Source organism: Streptomyces albospinus, assembly GCF_014648695.1.
Classification (GTDB): domain Bacteria; phylum Actinomycetota; class Actinomycetes; order Streptomycetales; family Streptomycetaceae; genus Streptomyces; species Streptomyces albospinus.
Window position 1 is genome coordinate 16,643 of sequence record NZ_BMRP01000019.1, and the last position, 16,858, is coordinate 33,500.

Genomic DNA, 16,858 nt, shown 5'->3' on the forward strand with positions numbered 1-16,858 from the left:
CACGGCCGCTTCTTGGCCGCGGCCCACTCCTGCTGCCGCACCAGGTCGGCGCGTACCTCGGCGAGCTGCACCGCCACCGCCGACGGCGCCGTACCGCCCCGGCCGCTGCGCGAGGCGAGCGCACCGGGAACGTTCAGCACACCGCGGACCTCGGGCGTCAGATGCGGCGAGATCTTGGCGAACTGCTCGTCGGTGAGCTGGTCCAGCTCGATGCCGTGCGCCTCGCACTCCTTGACGCACTCGCCGGCGACCTCGTGCGCCACCCGGAACGGCACGCCCTGCTTGACCAGCCACTCCGCGATGTCGGTGGCGAGCGAGAAGCCGGCCGGCGCCAGCTCCGCCATCCGCTCGCGGTGGACCGTGAGGGTGGCCATCATCCCGGTGAACGCCGGGAGCAGCACCTCCAGTTGGTCGCAGGAGTCGAAAACCGGCTCCTTGTCCTCCTGGAGGTCCCGGTTGTACGCGAGCGGCAGCGCCTTGAGGGTCGCCAGCAGCCCGGTCAGATTGCCGATCAGCCGGCCGGACTTGCCGCGTGCCAGCTCGGCGATGTCCGGGTTCTTCTTCTGCGGCATGATCGACGAGCCGGTGGAGAAGGCGTCGTGCAGGGTCACGAAGGAGAACTCCTTCGTGTTCCAGATGATGACCTCCTCGGCGATCCGCGACAGGTTGACCCCGATCATCGCCGTGATGAAGGCGAACTCGGCGACGAAGTCCCGCGAGGCGGTGCCGTCGATGGAGTTGCCGACCGAGCCGTGCTCGAAGCCGAGGTCCGCGGCGACCGCCTCCGGGTCCAGGCCGAGCGAGGAACCGGCCAGCGCGCCCGATCCGTACGGCGAGACGGCGGTGCGCTCGTCCCACTGCCGCAGCCGCTCGGCGTCCCGGGACAGCGACTGCACATGCGCCAGCACATGGTGGGCGAAGAGCACCGGCTGGGCGTGCTGGAGGTGCGTCCGGCCCGGCATGGCGACGTCCGGGTGCGCCTCGGCGAGGCCGACCAGCGCCTCCTGGAGGTCGGCGATCAGCGCGCCGATGATCCGGGCGTGGTCGCGCAGGTACATCCGGAAGAGCGTGGCGACCTGGTCGTTGCGGGACCGGCCGGCCCGCAGCTTGCCGCCGAGGTCCGGACCGAGCTGCTCCAGCAGCCCGCGCTCCAGGGCGGTGTGCACGTCCTCGTCGGCGACGGTGCCGGTGAACGAGCCGTCGGCGACGTCGCGTTCGAGCTGGTCGAGGCCGGCGAGCATCCGGGTCAGCTCGTCCTCGGTGAGCAGTCCCGCCTTGTGGAGCACACGGGCGTGTGCGCGCGAGCCGGCGATGTCGTACGGCGCGAGCCGCCAGTCGAAGTGGACGGATGCGGAGAGCTGGGCCAGGGCCTCCGCGGGACCATCGGCGAACCGGCCGCCCCAGAGCCGGACGTCACCGCTGTTGCTGCTCACTGCTGCTCCTCAAAGCCGTGGATGTGCCGCCGCCTCCCCGGGCAGGCAGGGAGGCGGCCGTCGTAGGTGGGTAACGAGCCGGGCGCGGACGCGGCTACGCCGGGTCCGGTCGGGCTCAGCCTGCGTGGTCCCGCTTGGCCGCGATCTTGCTCGACATACCGAAGAGCTCGATGAAGCCCTTGGAGAGCGACTGGTCGAAGGTGTCGCCGGTGTCGTACGTCGCCAGGTTGAAGTCGTAGAGCGACTGGTCGGACTTCCGGCCGGTGACGACCGCGCGGCCACCGTGCAGGGTCATCCGGATGTCGCCGGACACGGCCTGGTTGGCCTCGTTGATGAAGCCGTCCAGGGCCCGCTTGAGCGGCGAGAACCACAGGCCGTCGTAGACCAGCTCGCCCCAGCGCTGCTCCACCTGCCGCTTGTAGCGGGCCAGTTCGCGCTCGACGGTGACGTTCTCCAGCTCCTGGTGCGCGGTGATCAGCGCGATCGCGCCCGGCGCCTCGTACACCTCGCGGGACTTGATGCCGACCAGCCGGTCCTCGACCATGTCGATCCGGCCGATGCCCTGGACGCCGGCCCGCTCGTTGAGCTGCTGGATCGCCTGGAGGACGGTGACCGGCTTGCCGTCGACGGCGACCGGCACACCGGCCTTGAAGGTGATGATGACCTCGTCGGCCTCGCGCGGGGTGGCCGGGTTCTGCGTGTACTCGTACACGTCCTCGATCGGCGCGTTCCAGATGTCCTCCAGGAAGCCGGTCTCCACGGCACGCCCGAAGACGTTCTGGTCGATCGAGTACGGCGACTTCTTGGTGGTCGCGATCGGCAGGTTCTTCTCCTCGCAGAACGCGATCGCCCGGTCCCGGGTCATCGCGTAGTCACGGACCGGCGCGATGCACTTCAGGTCCGGGGCGAGGGACGAGATGCCCGCCTCGAAGCGCACCTGGTCGTTCCCCTTGCCGGTGCAGCCGTGGGCGACGGTCGTCGCGCCGTGCTTCTCGGCGGCGGCGACCAGGTGCTTGACGATGGCCGGCCGCGAGAGCGCGGAGACCAGCGGATAGCGGTCCATGTAGAGGGCGTTGGCCTTGATCGCCGGGAGGCAGTACTCATCGGCGAACTCGTCCTTGGCGTCCGCGACCTCGGCTTCCACGGCACCGCAGGCGAGCGCCCGCTTGCGGATGACGTCCAGGTCCTCGCCGCCCTGGCCGACGTCCACGGCAACGGCGATGACCTCGGCGCCCGTCTCCTCGGCGATCCAGCCGATGCAGACGGAGGTGTCCAGGCCGCCCGAGTAGGCGAGTACGACGCGCTCGGTCACGGGGTTCTCCTTACAGTGCACGTGCTGATAGGCATAAGTATGCACTCCACCGTATGTTTCGTCAACGGTCCGGGAAACGTGCAGGTCAGCGGTGCACCCTCGATATCGCGCGGGCGGCGGAGAACCGCTCCGCGCGCATCAGTCGCCTTCCCGGAGCACCTCCAGCAGGACCGTCACATGACTGACGGACAGCTCCTTGGTCGCGGTCAGCAGCGTCAGCGGCCCGTCCGCCGCCAGCTCCCGCAGATGCCGCAGCGCCGCCCGCGGACGGTCCTCCGCCAGCTCGCCCCGGTACCGCGCGGCGAACTCCTCGAACCGCCCCTCCTCGTGCCCGTACCACCGCCGCAGCTCGGACGAGGGCGCCGCGTCCTTGCACCACTCGGTCAGCCGGGCATCCTCCTTGGCCAGCCCCCTGGGCCACAGCCGGTCGACCAGCACCCGGGCCCCGTCCGCCGGCTCCGGCGACTCGTACACCCGGCGCACCCGGAGGTCGCCGACGGTTGACACATCACCCTTACGGGACTTAGCAGACATAACCTCATCGAAACACGGCCACGCGCGCTCCGCAGGAACGCCGGCGGGCACCCCTCGCCCTCCCCAATGGAGACCCGCTTTGGATTCATGGGCCGGGACAGGGTAGTTTTTCTCCTGCACGCCCGGCCGGGAGCAATCCGGCCGGTTCGAGCACCGGGACGTGGCGCAGCTTGGTAGCGCACTTGACTGGGGGTCAAGGGGTCGCAGGTTCAAATCCTGTCGTCCCGACGGTGTTATTGCAGGTCGAAGGCCGTTTCCGAGAATCGGAAACGGCCTTTTCCCATGTGGTGGCCGGCTTCCGCCGGAGCGCTTCAGCGCGGGGGCCCGGACGTCACGACAGTTTGCCGATCTCGGCGCGGACCCGGTCCATGACCTTGGCCGGGAGGGTCGCGTAGCCCTGGAAGGTCAGGTTCTCCTGGCCCTTCTGGCTGGCGACGTACGCCAGGAACGCCTTGGTGGCGGGCCAGGTCGCCGGCTTGTTGCCCTTGTCGCAGACGATCTCGTAGGTGACCACGTCGATGGGGTAGGCACCGGAGGCCTTGGTCGCGTAGTCGAGGTCGAGGAGCAGGTCACCGCCGCTCTCGGCGGTCCGGGCGCCGGCGATCGCCTGGGAGGCCGCGATCACGTTGGCGTCGGCGGGGGTCGGTGCTCCGGTGTCGACCGAGACCGTGTGGATCATGCGGTCGACGGCATACGGCAGCTCGACGTAGCCGATCGCGCCGTCGGTCCGCTGCACTTGGGAGGCGAGGTCCGCGGACCCCTTGGCGGACTTGCCGCCCTTGCCCGTCCAGTCCTTGCTGTGGGCGTTCGGCCAGGCGTCCGGCGCTGCGGCGTGCAGATACGCGGTGAAGTTGTCCGTCGTTCCGGAGGAGTCGGAGCGGTGGAACGGCTGGATCGGCGTCGAGGGCAGCTTGGCGGCCCTGTTCCGCTGGGCGATCGCCGGATCGTTCCACGTGGCGATCTGCCCGTTGAAGATCTTCGCGAGGGTGGGGGCGTCCAGCACCAGCCGGTCGACCCCGGGGACGTTGAAGCCGACCGCGATCGGTCCGCCGACCATCGGCAGGTGGATCGCCTGGCCGCCGTCGGAGCAGACTTTCCTGGACCGGTCGACCTGGTCGGCGGTCAGCGGGGAGTCCGACCCCGCAAACGCGGTCCTGCCGGCCAGGAACTCGTTCTGGCCGGCGCCGGAGCCGTTGCCGGTGTAGTCGATCCTGATGTCGGGGCAGGCGTGCGTGTAGCTCTTGATCCAGAACTTCATGGCGTACTGCTGCGCCGTCGAGCCGGAGGCTTGCAGCCCGGCCGCCTTGCCGCAGGCGATCCCGCTCGCGCCGGCGGCGGCGGTGGCCGACTTGGAGGCGCTGGGCGACGAGCCGGAGGAGTGGGAACCGCCGTTCGAGCCGCAGGCGGTCAGCGCCAGGGCGCCGGAGATGACCGCCACCCCGGCCGCCTTGGTGTACGGCCGGCCCTTCCGCTGGAGTTTCACGCGCTGGTGCTCCTTCCCGCGGACCGGGCTCGGCCGACGCGGCAGGGGGTAGTAGACCTCCGTCACTATATGCAGATGATTCGGAACTATCGGTAATTCCCGGCGGAACCGGTGCGTCAGTGGGCCTTCTGCGCCAGGCGCAGCAGATGGTCCGCCAGCTGCTGGCCGCCCGCCGGGTCGCGGCTGATGAGCATCAGGGTGTCGTCGCCGGCGATGGTGCCGAGGATGTCGTGGAGTTCGGCCTGGTCGATGGCGGACGCCAGGAACTGGGCGGCGCCGGGCGGGGTGCGCAGGACAACGAGGTTGGCGGACGCCTCGGCGGAGATCAGGAGTTCGCCGGAGAGGCGGCGCATCCGCTCCTCCTTGGCGGACTCGCCCAGCGGCGCGCGGGGTTTGCGGTCGCCGCCCTCGCTGGGCACCGCGTAGATCAGCTCGCCGCCGGTGTTGCGGATCTTGACCGCGCCCAGTTCGTCCAGGTCGCGGGAGAGCGTCGCCTGGGTGACGGAGAGCCCGTCGTCGGCGAGCAGCTTCGCGAGCTGGCTCTGGGAGCGGACCGGCTGCCGGTTGAGGATGTCCACGATCCGGCGGTGGCGGGCGGTGCGCGTCTGCGGTACGGCCTGGCCACCGTTGTACTCGTTGTCCTGCGGCACGGTCATCGTTGCGTCAGTCTCCGGATCATTGGTCCCCGTCGGCCGCTTGGCGGGCCGCGTTGAGGACGTCGGGAAGCTTCCGGAGGAACGTGTCCGCTTCCTCGTCCGAGACGATCAGCGGCGGGGCGAGCCGGATGACGTCCGGCGCGACCGCGTTCACCAGGAGGCCCGCGTCCTGAGCCGCCTGTTGCACCCGCGGTGCGAGGGGCTCCGTCAAGACGATACCCAGGAGCAGACCGGCTCCGCGGACCTGGCTGACCAATGGGTGGCCCAGCGCCTCGGTCCCGGCGCGCAGCCGCTCGCCGACCCGCTTGACCTGATCGAGGACGCCCTCCGCCTCGATGGTGTCCAGGACGGCGAGGGCTCCGGCGCAGACGACCGGGTTGCCGCTGAAGGTCGAGCCGTGCAGGCCCGGGGTGAGGAGGTCGGCGGCGGGGCCGAAGGCCAGCGTGGCACCGATGGGCAGTCCGCCGCCCAGGCCCTTGGCGAGGGTGATGACGTCCGCCTCGACGCCCTGCGCCTGGGATTCCAGCCAGTGCCCGGTCCGGCCGATGCCGGTCTGGATCTCGTCGAGGACGAGCAGGGTCCCGGTGGCCGCGGTGATCTCACGGGCCGCCTGGAGATAGCCGGGCGGCGGGACGACCACGCCGTTCTCGCCCTGGACGGGCTCCAGGATGACGAGGGCGGTGTCGGTGGTGACGGCGGCGCGCAGCGCCTCGGCGTCCCCGTACGGCACATAGTCGACCTCGCCGGGCAGCGGGGCGAACGGGCCCTGCTTGGCGGGCTGTCCGGTGAGTGCGAGGGCGCCCATGGTCCGGCCGTGGAAGCCGCCGACCGTGGAGACCATGTGGGTCCTGCCGGTCAGCCGGCCGATCTTGAATGCGGCCTCGTTGGCCTCGGCGCCGGAGTTGGCGAAGTAGACCCGGCCCGGGCGCCCGGCGAGCCCGAGCAGCCGCTCGGCGAGGGCCACGGTGGGCTCGCTGACGAAGAAGTTCGAGACATGGCCGAGGGTGGCGATCTGGTCGGAGACGGCGCGGACCACCGCGGGGTGGGCGTGGCCGAGCGCGTTGACCGCGATGCCGCCGAGGAAGTCGAGGTACTCCCTGCCGTCGGCGTCCCACACCGTGACGCCCTCGCCGCGGACGAGCGGGACGCGCGGGATGCCGAAGTTGTGCATCATGGCGCCCTGCCAGCGCTGGGTGAGCCCTTCGTTCGTCACCGGGCCTCCGTTGGTCCGGGTTGCTGCCGACCCGCTCATTCCGTCCCCTCCTGGGTGCCGCTCGTGCCCGTTTCCGGCTCGGGGTCCGGCACCACCATCGTGCCGATGCCCTCGTCCGTGAAGATCTCCAGCAGGATCGAGTGCTGGACCCGCCCGTCGATGACGCGGGCGGTGTGCACACCGTTGCGAACGGCGTGCAGGCAGCCCTGCATCTTCGGGACCATGCCGCTGGCCAGATCGGGCAGCAGCTTCTCCAGTTGGCTCGCGGTGAGCCGGGAGATCACCTCGTCGCTGTGCGGCCAGTCCTCGTACAGCCCCTCGACGTCGGTGAGCACCATCAGGGTCTCCGCGCCCAGCGCCGCCGCCAGCGCGGCGGCGGCGGTGTCGGCGTTGACGTTGAAGATGCCGGAGGCATCGCCCTCGTCGCTGCTGCGCGCGATGGACGAGATCACCGGGATCCGGCCGTCGTCCAGCAGGGCCTGCACCGCGCCGGGGTCGATGGCGGTGATCTCGCCGACCCGGCCGATGTCGACCTGCTGCCCGTCGATGTCCGCGTAGTGCTTGGTCGCGGTCATCAGATGGGCGTCCTCGCCGGTCATGCCGACGGCCAGCGGGCCGTGCTCGTTGAGCAGCCCGACCAGTTCGCGCTGCACCTGGCCGGCCAGCACCATCCGTACGACGTTCATCGCCTCGGGCGAGGTGACCCGGAGCCCGCCCTTGAACTCCGATTCCAGGCCGAGCAGTTCCAGCTGCGCGCTGATCTGCGGCCCGCCGCCGTGCACGACGACGGGCCGCAGCCCGGCGTGCCGCAGGAACACCACGTCCTGCGCGAAGGCGCGCTTCAGCTCGTCGTCGATCATCGCGTTGCCGCCGAACTTGATGACGACGGTCTTGCCGTGATGCCGGGTCAGCCAGGGCAGCGCCTCGATGAGCGTGCGGGCCTTGGGGAGCGCGTTGTGCTTGCGGGTGCTCATGAGGAGTAGGCGCTGTTCTCGTGGACGTAGTCGGCCGTGAGGTCGTTGGACCAGATGACCGCGGACTCGGTGCCGGCGGCGAGGTCGGCGGTGATCCGCACCTCCCGGAAGCGCATGTCGACGAGGTCGCGGTCCTCCCCCACCGAGCCGTTCTTGCAGACCCAGACGTCGTTGATCGCGACGTTCAGCTGGTCCGGCTCGAAGGCGGCGGAGGTGGTGCCGATGGCGGAGAGCACCCGGCCCCAGTTGGGGTCCTCGCCGTGGATGGCGCACTTGAGCAGGTTGTTGCGCGCGATGGACCGGCCGACCTCGACCGCGTCGTCCTCGCTGGCCGCGTTGACGACCTCGATCCGGATGTCCTTGCTGGCGCCCTCGGCGTCGCCGATCAGCTGCCGGGCGAGGTCGTCGCAGACCGTGCGGACCGCCTCGGCGAAGGCGCCCCGGTCCGGTACGACGCCGGAGGCGCCGGAGGCCAGCAGCAGCACCGTGTCGTTCGTGGACATGCAGCCGTCGGAGTCGACCCGGTCGAAGGTGGTGCGGGTGGCCGCGCGCAGTGCCGTGTCCAGGTCGGCGGCGGGCAGATCGGCGTCGGTGGTCAGCACCACGAGCATGGTGGCGAGGCCGGGAGCGAGCATGCCGGCGCCCTTGGCCATCCCGCCGACGGTCCAGCCTTCCTGGCCGACCTGGGCGGTCTTGTGGATGCTGTCGGTGGTCTTGATGGCGATGGCGGCCTTCTCGCCGCCGTGCTCGGTCAGTTCGGCGGCGGCCCGCTCAACTCCCGGCAGCAGCTTGTCCATCGGGAGCCGCAGCCCGATCAGCCCGGTGGACGCGACCGCCACCTCCCCGGCGCTGTGCCCGTCCAGCACCTCGGCGACCTTCTCGGCGGTCGCGTGGGTGTCCTGGAACCCGAGCGGCCCCGTACAGGCGTTGGCACCACCGGAGTTGAGGATCACCGCGGAGACCCGGCCGCCCTTGAGGACCTGCTCGGACCAGACGACCGGCGCCGCCTTGACCCGGTTCGAGGTGAACACACCGGCGGCGGCCAGGCGCGGCCCGTTGTTCACCACCAGGGCGAGGTCCGGGTTCCCGTTCTCCTTGATCCCGGCGGCGATACCCGCCGCGGAGAATCCCTTTGCTGCCGTGACGCTCACGGCGCCTCCTTGTTCGCTTCTCCGCCCGCGCAGCGCAGCAGCGCGGCCTTCATGGTCATCTGCGGCCCGGCGGCTGCGCGTGCTCCCCCAGCTACCGCTGGGAGGTACCCCCAGCTCATGGTGCAACCCCGATCGTCGAAAGTCCGGCGGTCTCGTCGAGGCCGAGGGCGATGTTCATGGACTGGACGGCGCCGCCCGCGGTCCCCTTGGTGAGGTTGTCGATGGCGCTGATCGCGATGATCCGGCCGGCCGCCGGGTCGTACGCCACCTGGATCTGCGCGGCGTTGGAGCCGTAGACGGAGGCGGTCGCCGGCCACTGGCCCTCGGGCAGCAGCCGGACGAACGGCTCGTCCGCCAGCGCCTTCTCGTACGCGGCCCGCACGGTCCCGGCGTCCACGCCGGGCACGGCCTTCGCCGAGCAGGTGGCGAGGATGCCGCGCGCCATGGGCGCGAGGGTCGGGGTGAAGGACACCGTGACCCGCTCGCCGGCCACCGCGCTGAGGTTCTGGATCATCTCGGGGGTGTGCCGGTGCCCGCCCCCGACGCCGTACGGGCTCATCGAGCCCATGACCTCGGAGCCCAGCAGATGCGGCTTGAGGGCCTTGCCCGCGCCCGAGGTGCCGGTGGCCGCGACGACCACGGCCTCCGGCTCGGCGAGAGCGGCGGCGTAGGCGGGGAAGAGCGCGAGCGAGACGGCGGTCGGGTAGCAGCCCGGGACCGCGATGCGCTTGGACCCCTGCAACGCAGCACGGCCGCCGGGCAGTTCGGGAAGGCCGTACGGCCAGGTGCCCGCGTGGGCCGAGCCGTAGAACGCCGCCCAGTCGGCGGCGTCCTTCAGCCGGAAGTCCGCGCCGCAGTCCACGATCAGCACATCCGGCCCGAGCTGCTCGGCGACCGCCGCGGACTGCCCGTGCGGCAGCGCGAGGAAGACGACGTCGTGGCCGGCCAGCACCTCGGCGGAGGTGGGGGCCAGTTCCCGGTCGGCCAGCGGCACCAGGTGCGGTTGCAGTGCGCCCAGGCGCTGACCCGCGTTGGAGTGCCCGGTCAGCGCCCCGATCTCGACCTCCGGGTGCCCCAGGAGCAGGCGCAGGACCTCACCTCCCGCGTATCCGCTCGCACCGGCGACTGCTGCTCGTACCGTCATGGACCCTCCTCCTCGATGGCATGACTATACGGAGCGCAGCAGTTTTATGCAACGAGTTCGGGTCGAGGCCGGCGGGGGGCGACACGCCGACGTCGCGGAGCCACCCGGGCTGCGGCTGCGGCCGGGGGCACCGCGACGTACGGACGGACGGGACGAACGATGTGTGGAAGGGCGTACGGAAAGGGGTCAGCGGGTGCGGGGCTGGGTGAAGCGGAGCATGTTGCCGGCCGGGTCGCGGAACGCGCAGTCGCGGACACCGTAGGGCTGGTCGATCGGCTCCTGGAGGACTTCGCCGCCGGCGGCCCGGATCCGTTCGAAGGTGGCGTCGCAGTCGTCGGTGGAGAAGATCACGCCGCGCAGGTTCCCCTTGGCCAGCAGTTCCGCCATCGCCTGGCGGTCGGCCGGCGAGGCGTTGGGGTTGGCGAGCGGCGGTTCGAGGACGATCTCCACGTCCGGCTGGGCGGGCGATCCGACGGTCACCCAGCGCATCCCCTCGAAGGCGACGTCGTTGCGCACCTCCAGGCCGAGGACGTCGCGGTAGAAGGCGAGCGCTTTGTCATGGTCGTCGACGGCGATGAAGCACTGCGAGAGCTTGATGTCCATGCCTCCGACGCTACGAGGCGGCGGCGGAGTCCGCTTCTCCGATCCTGACCGGTTGGCCGGCCGCGGCCGGTGCGCCGTTCCTGACCGGTCGGGTGAGGATCTTGGCGACGCACGCCGGGATCGCGGCGCCCGCCTCGTGGCGGCGGGCCCGGTACGCACTCGGGCTCTCGCCGACCAGCTCGGTGAAGCGCGAGCTGAACGACCCCAGGGAGGTACAGCCGACCGCGAAGCAGACCTCCGTCACACTCAGGTCGCCCCGCCGCAGCAGCGCCTTGGCCCGCTCGACACGGCGGGTCATCAGGTAGCTGTAGGGCGTCTCGCCGAAGGCGGCGCGGAAGCTGCGGGAGAAGTGCCCGGGGGACATCAGGGCAATGCTCGCCAGCGCCGGGACGTCCAGCGGCTGCGCATAGTCGCGGTCCATCGCGTCCCGCGCGCGGCGGAGCCTGACCAGGTCCTCAAGTGTCACGCGCTCCAGCATCGCACGGCGGCGGACGCCGCCCGGCCGGCTGCCGCCGGGGCCGGTACGGGGTCAGTGCTCCTGGGCCGTGGGGCGCACCATGATCTCGTTGATCGCGACGTGCGGGGGCTGGGTGACCATGAAGACGAGGGCACGGGCGATGTCCTCGGCCCGCAGCCAGGAGTCCTGCGGCATACCGCGGGCCGCGGCGATCCCGGCGCCGGTCGCCATCTCCGTCGAGGTCAGCCCCGGCTCGACCACCCCCACCCGCACACCGCGTCCGGTCACCTCCTGGCGCAGCGCCTCGCTGAACGCGCACACCGCGTGCTTGGTCGCCGAGTAGACACTGTTGCCGCGGCGCGCCACGCGGCCCGCGACCGAGCTGACGGCGACCAGGTCTGCGACCCCGCGCGGGCCGTCCGCCGCTGCGCCCAGCAGATGCGGCAGTGCCGCCCGCGACAGGTGCAGAACGGCCGTCAGATTGAGGTCGACCGTCCGGTCGAGGTCCTCCGGGCCGACCTCCTCCAGTGCCCCCATCGCGACGTAACCGGCGTTGTTCACCAGCACGTCCAGCCGCCCGAAGCGCTCGACGGCCTCCGCGACGCTGCGCCGGGCGCGGGCGCTGTCCCGCAGATCGGCGGTGATGGCGGCGCACGAGCCGCCCTGCGCCCGGATCGTGTCGGTCAGCTCCGCCAGCCGCTCGGTGCGCCGGGCCACCAGCGCGAGCGCCGCGCCCTCCCGGGCCAGCGCCAGGGCGGTGGCCGCCCCGATGCCGCTCGACGCACCGGTCACCAGCGCCACACAGCCCGCCAGCGGTGCGCCCGGACCCACGGCCCCGGCGTTCGCGGTCATCTCGGGCTTCTCGGGTCTCTCGGGTTTCTCTGCGTTTCCGGCGGTCCTGGCGGTCCTGGCGGTCCTCGCGCTCTCGGCGTTCGTACCCGTGGGCCCCATGGCGGCAGCTTGCACCAGGTGGCTCCGGACCGCCTCCCGGCACGGACGGGAGCGGTGCGGGATGCAACCGCCGCCCGTGCTCCGTAAGGTCGAAGGCAGGGGTGTGCAGCGGGCGGAGGTCGCCTCTCATCGGGAGCTGTCATGACCACACCGCGAGATCTGTTGCTCGTCAGCCTGGAGCGGACACCCCGGCATCCGGTGGAGCGGGGCGATCTGTCGCTCGCGCTCGCCGGAGCCGAGGTGATCGACCTCCTCGGCGCCGAGGCCGTCCGCCTGGACGGCGAACGCATCGTGCCGGGCTACCTGCCGGGACTGCCCGACCGCCTGCTGGCGCAGGCCGCGGAGTCGCTGGTCCGGGACGCGCCCTACGAGACCGTCGACGACTGGCTGTGGCGCAGGGGCCGCGGGCTGGCCGATGCGTACACGGCCCTCCTGGAGGACGAGGGACAGCTCATCCGGCAGCGCCATCGGGGGCTGCCGTTCCGGAAGGGCGCGCCGGTACCGGCGGATTCGCCCGCGCGGTGGCAGGCCGCGGACCGCTGGGCGGCACAGGAGCCGGTGCTCACCGCGCTCGCGACGGCGCTCGGGTACGGCGCGGAGCCGGCCGAGGACGCGCCCGGCGTGGTCGACGAGGCGGTGACGACCGTGCTGGCCGTCGTCAACGACGCGCTCCAGGAGTTGGCGGCCGTACGGCAGCGGCGCGCCATCGAAGAGGCCGCGTTCGAGAACATCTGGCGGGGTGAGTGACGGACCGGCGGGCAGGCGCTCGCAGGTGAACGGCCCGGTCCCTCACGTCCCGTAGACGCTGCCGGTGTTGCGCCGCGGCGCCGGGCGGTGCTTGGCCGCCGGGCCCGCGGCGAAGGCGTGCAGCAGGTTCTCCGTGGTGCGGGTGACGAAGGCCCCGGCGCGGGTGTCGATGCCGTGGTCGCGGCCGTCGTCGGCGGTGCCCGCCATGAGCGCCTCGACCCAGCGCATGGTGCCGGTGGCGAAGACGCCGGCACCGCTGGGGACCGTGTAGTAGGCGGAGTCGGCGTGGCTGGCGCGGCCCCGGCAGACGAGCGGGGAGTGGGCGATGATCTCCAGTTCGGCGGGGGTGGGGGACTCCGGGGTGACCCGGTCGTACTCGACGCCGACGAGGTGGGGGAAGGAGTCGCCGGGCCGTACGCCGGTGCCGGTGAAGAGCCAGTGGTCCGCGGCGTGCACGACGTACGGGGCGTCCGTCGGGTAGCCCTCGTAGAAGACGCCGGTCAGCGCGGACTCCGGGTCGGCGGCCGGCGGTTCGCGGAAGTCGTGGGTGGGCGGCTCGCGGTGGGCCGCGAAGCCGGGGTCGTCGCGGTAGGCGGTCTTGTAGCAGGCGACCGTGCGCAGCGGTCCGGTCGGGCCGGACTCCAGGCGGACCCTGCGGAAGCAGGCGTTGGCGCCGAGGAAGGCGAGGTTGGTGCCGGAGTCGCGGGCCCGGGTGACATGGTCGCGCTGCTGCGGGGTCCAGTACTCGTCGTGGCCGAGGGAGAGGGCGGCGCTCGCCCCGTGGAGAGCGGACGGGTCGCGGTGGACGTCCACGGACGTGGTGTAGGCGAGCGGGAGGCCGAGCCGTTCCGCGAGGACGACCAGGGCGCGCTCGTAGACCAGGAACTTCTCGGCGCCGGTGGCGTCGTAGGGGCGGTCGAAGGCGACGGCCAGCGAGCGGGTGGCGTAGGCGCCGTCCTCGCCCTGGTAGAGGCTGTAGCCGCCCCAGGTGTTGTACGCCTGCCAGGTCGTCACCGCGTGCATCAGGACGGTGCGGCCCGCGGTGGCGGCCGAGCGGACGATCAGCGGGACGTAGCGCTGGTGGCCGTGCTCGGCGTCGAGGCGGAGCAGATACGCGCCGGGAGGCCAGCCGTCGGTGCGGACGGCGGTGCTGCGCGGCCAGTCGGCCCGGACGGTACGGGTCTCCGGCAGCAGCCGGGGGTCCCGCTGCCGCTGCCCCGCCAGCCGGTCGGAGCGCCACACCAGCCGTGCCTGGGCACCGCCGTACCAGCCGACCCGGTAGGCCGAGACCCGGTAGCCGGGCGCGGTGGTGGAGACATGGAGCCCGAACTCCTCGCCGGGCAGGACGCTCACCCGGTCGGTATAGCCCGAGACCGCGTCGGGCGGGCCGGCGGAGCCCAGCCGCCAGTCGGGGCTGCCGGGGCGGTTTCGCTCGGCGGTGAGGGACGGCTGGTCGCCGGTGGCGGGGGCGGGCCGGTCGCCGTCGGAGGCGTCGCAGCCGGTGAGGCCCGTGGCGAGACCGGCGGCACCGGCCGCCGCGGCGCCGAGGAAGTGCCGGCGGTCCAGGCCGCCGCCCGTACGGTCGTTCATCGGATCGCTCCCGTCGGGTCGCCGGTGCGCGGCGCCGGCGGTCCGGCCCCGGTGTCCTCACGGGTCGCCGTCGCCGGACCCGCTGCCCCCTCAGGACGATGCTGCGCCGCGGCGCGCCGCCGGACGACCCCGGAGGGCCCGAATGCGCGGACGGCGGCCCCGGCCGGTCCGCACGGCCGTGCCCGGCCGCCCATGAGGACGGCCGGGCACGGCACTGCCGCCACGAGCAGCTCAGGCGTGCTGCGGCATCTCGTTCTTGAGGGACGACCGGATCTGCTCCCGCAGTTCGGGACCGTCCGTGTGGCCGTGGACCGATACCGCGTGCTCGCAGGCGGCACGGACCACTTCCTCCTCCTCGCCGGCGATGACGAGGGTGCAGTGCGTCTCGCTCGGGTGGTCCCGGCAGTCGATCTTCTTGCGCACGATCCACCTCCTCGCCTCCCAGTGTCGGCCCGGCCGCGGCGCGCCGCCCTCCGCATACGGGGAATCGCGTATGGCGGTCGGGCCGCCGGAGCTGGTGCAGTGGAGGCAGGCGAGGAGGTGACGGCCATGGCGACGTCCGCCCATGTCGCGACCGGCGGGGCCCGGGGCGGCGACGCTGCCGGGGACGCACAGGTGCGGGACTTCCTGGAGCGGGTGATCACCGACGGCGGGGCCGCGGTCGCCGGCCTGTGCACCGCCCTCGGCGACCGGCTCGGGCTGTACGAGGCGATGGCCGGCGCCGGTCCCCTCACCTCCGCGGAGCTCGCCGTGCGCACCGGGCTGGTCGAGCGCTACGTCCGCGAATGGCTGGCCGCGCAGGTCGCCGGCGAGTACGTGACATACGCGCCCGACACCGACACCTACCTGCTGCCCGACGCGCACGCCGCCGTCCTGGCGGATCCGGAACTCCCCAGCTACGCGGCCGGGTTCTTCACCGCGCTCCAGGCCCTGTACGCCACCGAGGACGCCCTCATGGACGCCTTCCGCACCGGCGAGGGCGTCGGCTGGGAGGAGCACGGGCCGGCGCTGTTCGCGGGCACCGCGAAGTTCTTCCGGCCGGGCTACACGGCCGCACTGGTGCCGGAGTGGCTGGCTTCGCTCGGCGGCGTGGTGGACAAGCTGGAGCGCGGCGCGAAGGTCGCGGACATCGGGTGCGGCTACGGCTACTCCACCGCGCTGATGGCGCGGGCGTTCCCGCGGTCGCGGTTCGTCGGCTACGACTTCCACCGTCCGTCCGTCGAGGCGGCCCGCGGTGTCGCGGCCGAGCAGGGCATCGGCGACCGGGTCCGCTTCGAGGTCGCCACCGCCCAGGACTTCCCCGGTGAGGACTTCGACCTGATCACCTTCTTCGACTGCCTGCACGACACCGGCGACCCGGGCGGCGCGCTCCGGCACGCCGAGCACGCGCTGGCCGAGGACGGCCTGTGCATGATCGTGGAGCCGAACGTCTCGTCGCACGCCGAGGAGAACGCCAACCCCATCGGCCGGGTGCTGACCGCCGCCTCGGTCGCCGTCTGCCTGCCGTCCGCGCTGGCCCAGCACGGTCCGCAGGCACTGGGAAACCACGCGGGTGAGGAGGCGATGCGGGACATCGCCGACGCAGCCGGGCTGCACCACTGGAAGCTCGCCGCAGAGAGCCCGGTCAACCGCGTCTATGCCGTCGGGCGTTAGCGCGCCCGACGCCCCCGGCCGGTCTTCCCCCGGCCGGCCGGGCGGCCTCGACCTCCGGGCTGCCCGTCCGGGGCGGTCCCGGACGGGCCTTGACCCCAGCTGCCGTGCTCGGCACGCTGGACGTATGAGCGCTGCCGCGGAGGTCGGCCTGCGGCGCATCCTGTCCGTCGTGGACCTGCTGATCGACGCCGTGGACGAGGAGTCCCTTGTGCCGGCGCTGCTCCCGCTGCTGCTCGGCGCGCTGCCCGGCGACAGCCTCATCTGGTCGCCCCGGCCCGACCCGCTCCACCCGCTGCGCACCCTCCCGGACGACCTGCTGAGCCAGGACGTCCTGGACGCGTTCGACCGGCAGTGGTGGACCGACTCGTTCGTGCGGCACACCCGCCTCGGCAGCGGCACCCCGATGCTCCGCTCGACCCTCCAGACCCGCGCCGAGTTCCACGCGCTGCCCGCCTACGCCGACGTCTACCGGCCGTTCGACGCCGAGCGGCAGCTCGCCATGTCCTTCCCCGCGGGCTACGCCGCCGGCGTACCGCGGCGGGTCTGCGTGGTGGTCAGCCGCGGCGGCCACGGCAGCGACTTCAGCGCGGCCGACGTGACCGCCGCCGGACTGCTGCGCACCCGCCTCAGCCGGGTCCTCAACCGGCTCGCCCCGCCGTCCCCGGCCCCCGCCCCCGACCTGGTCACCCGCCGGGAGTCCGCCGTACTCGGGCTGCTCGCACACGGTCTGACGAACCAGCAGATCGCGCACCGCCTGGCGATCAGCCCGCGCACCGTCGACAAGCACCTGGAGCACGCCTACGCGAAGCTCCGCGTCGGCGGCCGGGTGGCGGCGGCGAACGCCTGGCTGATGCGCGGCACCGACCCGGTCCGCGGCCTCGACGCGGTGTGGGGCACGGAGGCCGCGGCCCCCGGCAGCCGTCCGCCGTCCTGAGGCAGGCCCTCCGGGCGGGCGCA

At 72.5% G+C, this 16,858-nt stretch carries 18 protein-coding genes and 1 tRNA gene; 4 read left to right on the forward strand and 15 right to left on the reverse strand.

Annotated elements, in window-relative coordinates; genetic code table 11:
* From argH to IEZ17_RS24425, 3 genes are all read right to left on the reverse strand, one after another.
* On the reverse strand, nt 1-1,433 hold a 1,433-nt coding region (gene argH, locus IEZ17_RS24415; protein WP_189303543.1), incomplete at its 3' end, for an argininosuccinate lyase.
* A gap of 115 nt (nt 1,434-1,548) precedes the next feature.
* On the reverse strand, nt 1,549-2,745 hold the full coding sequence (locus IEZ17_RS24420) for an argininosuccinate synthase (protein ID WP_189303545.1): 1,197 nt from the start codon (nt 2,743-2,745) through the stop codon (nt 1,549-1,551).
* 138 nt (nt 2,746-2,883) lie between these two features.
* Nucleotides 2,884-3,279, reverse strand: a complete 396-nt coding sequence (locus IEZ17_RS24425) for a DUF488 domain-containing protein (RefSeq protein WP_189303547.1) — start codon at nt 3,277-3,279, stop codon at nt 2,884-2,886.
* A gap of 154 nt (nt 3,280-3,433) precedes the next feature.
* Between IEZ17_RS24425 and IEZ17_RS24430 the strand changes: the two genes are divergently transcribed.
* Nucleotides 3,434-3,507, forward strand: a tRNA-Pro gene (locus IEZ17_RS24430).
* 103 nt (nt 3,508-3,610) lie between these two features.
* On the opposite strand, the gene pstS is transcribed toward IEZ17_RS24430, so the two are convergent.
* The 10 genes from pstS to IEZ17_RS24475 form a co-directional block, all read right to left on the reverse strand.
* Complete coding sequence (pstS, locus tag IEZ17_RS24435) at nt 3,611-4,762, reverse strand: phosphate ABC transporter substrate-binding protein PstS (protein ID WP_189303549.1); 1,152 nt, start codon at nt 4,760-4,762, stop codon at nt 3,611-3,613.
* A gap of 116 nt (nt 4,763-4,878) precedes the next feature.
* On the reverse strand, nt 4,879-5,418 hold the full coding sequence (locus IEZ17_RS24440; RefSeq protein WP_189303551.1) for an arginine repressor: 540 nt from the start codon (nt 5,416-5,418) through the stop codon (nt 4,879-4,881).
* A 19-nt stretch (nt 5,419-5,437) separates the two neighbouring features.
* The gene (locus IEZ17_RS24445; protein ID WP_189303553.1) at nt 5,438-6,670 is read right to left on the reverse strand and encodes an acetylornithine transaminase; all 1,233 of its coding nucleotides are present in this window, start codon (nt 6,668-6,670) and stop codon (nt 5,438-5,440) included.
* Nucleotides 6,667-7,605: an acetylglutamate kinase gene (argB, locus tag IEZ17_RS24450; protein ID WP_189303555.1), complete on the reverse strand. Its 939-nt coding sequence runs from the start codon at nt 7,603-7,605 to the stop codon at nt 6,667-6,669. Before argB ends, IEZ17_RS24445 begins: the two co-directional genes overlap by 4 nt.
* Nucleotides 7,602-8,756 carry a bifunctional glutamate N-acetyltransferase/amino-acid acetyltransferase ArgJ gene (gene argJ, locus IEZ17_RS24455; protein WP_189303557.1) on the reverse strand — a complete coding sequence of 385 codons (1,155 nt, stop codon included), beginning with the start codon at nt 8,754-8,756 and terminating at the stop codon, nt 7,602-7,604. Before argJ ends, argB begins: the two co-directional genes overlap by 4 nt.
* Complete coding sequence (locus IEZ17_RS43910; protein WP_268249841.1) at nt 8,753-8,875, reverse strand: hypothetical protein; 123 nt, start codon at nt 8,873-8,875, stop codon at nt 8,753-8,755. Before IEZ17_RS43910 ends, argJ begins: the two co-directional genes overlap by 4 nt.
* Nucleotides 8,872-9,900, reverse strand: coding sequence for an N-acetyl-gamma-glutamyl-phosphate reductase (gene argC, locus IEZ17_RS24460; protein ID WP_189303559.1), 1,029 nt, complete (start codon nt 9,898-9,900; stop codon nt 8,872-8,874). Before argC ends, IEZ17_RS43910 begins: the two co-directional genes overlap by 4 nt.
* A gap of 186 nt (nt 9,901-10,086) precedes the next feature.
* Entirely contained in the window at nt 10,087-10,503 is a 417-nt protein-coding gene (locus IEZ17_RS24465; protein ID WP_043263571.1) for a VOC family protein, read from the reverse strand.
* 10 nt (nt 10,504-10,513) lie between these two features.
* Nucleotides 10,514-10,969, reverse strand: coding sequence for a helix-turn-helix domain-containing protein (locus IEZ17_RS24470; protein ID WP_229852602.1), 456 nt, complete (start codon nt 10,967-10,969; stop codon nt 10,514-10,516).
* A gap of 63 nt (nt 10,970-11,032) precedes the next feature.
* Nucleotides 11,033-11,812: an SDR family oxidoreductase gene (locus IEZ17_RS24475; RefSeq protein ID WP_189303563.1), complete on the reverse strand. Its 780-nt coding sequence runs from the start codon at nt 11,810-11,812 to the stop codon at nt 11,033-11,035.
* 240 nt (nt 11,813-12,052) lie between these two features.
* Between IEZ17_RS24475 and IEZ17_RS24480 the strand changes: the two genes are divergently transcribed.
* Complete coding sequence (locus IEZ17_RS24480) at nt 12,053-12,658, forward strand: GPP34 family phosphoprotein (RefSeq protein ID WP_189303564.1); 606 nt, start codon at nt 12,053-12,055, stop codon at nt 12,656-12,658.
* 42 nt (nt 12,659-12,700) lie between these two features.
* On the opposite strand, the gene IEZ17_RS24485 is transcribed toward IEZ17_RS24480, so the two are convergent.
* Both IEZ17_RS24485 and IEZ17_RS24490 read right to left on the reverse strand, forming a co-directional pair.
* The gene (locus tag IEZ17_RS24485; protein WP_189303565.1) at nt 12,701-14,248 is read right to left on the reverse strand and encodes a N,N-dimethylformamidase beta subunit family domain-containing protein; all 1,548 of its coding nucleotides are present in this window, start codon (nt 14,246-14,248) and stop codon (nt 12,701-12,703) included.
* 231 nt (nt 14,249-14,479) lie between these two features.
* Entirely contained in the window at nt 14,480-14,671 is a 192-nt protein-coding gene (locus IEZ17_RS24490) for a DUF1059 domain-containing protein (protein WP_189303566.1), read from the reverse strand.
* A 126-nt stretch (nt 14,672-14,797) separates the two neighbouring features.
* Between IEZ17_RS24490 and IEZ17_RS24495 the strand changes: the two genes are divergently transcribed.
* Nucleotides 14,798-15,901 carry a class I SAM-dependent methyltransferase gene (locus tag IEZ17_RS24495; protein ID WP_189303567.1) on the forward strand — a complete coding sequence of 368 codons (1,104 nt, stop codon included), beginning with the start codon at nt 14,798-14,800 and terminating at the stop codon, nt 15,899-15,901.
* 124 nt (nt 15,902-16,025) lie between these two features.
* A complete protein-coding gene (locus IEZ17_RS24500) occupies nt 16,026-16,835 on the forward strand; it encodes a helix-turn-helix transcriptional regulator (RefSeq protein ID WP_189303568.1) in 810 nt (269 codons plus the stop codon).
* The last annotated feature ends 23 nt before the right edge of the window (nt 16,836-16,858 follow it).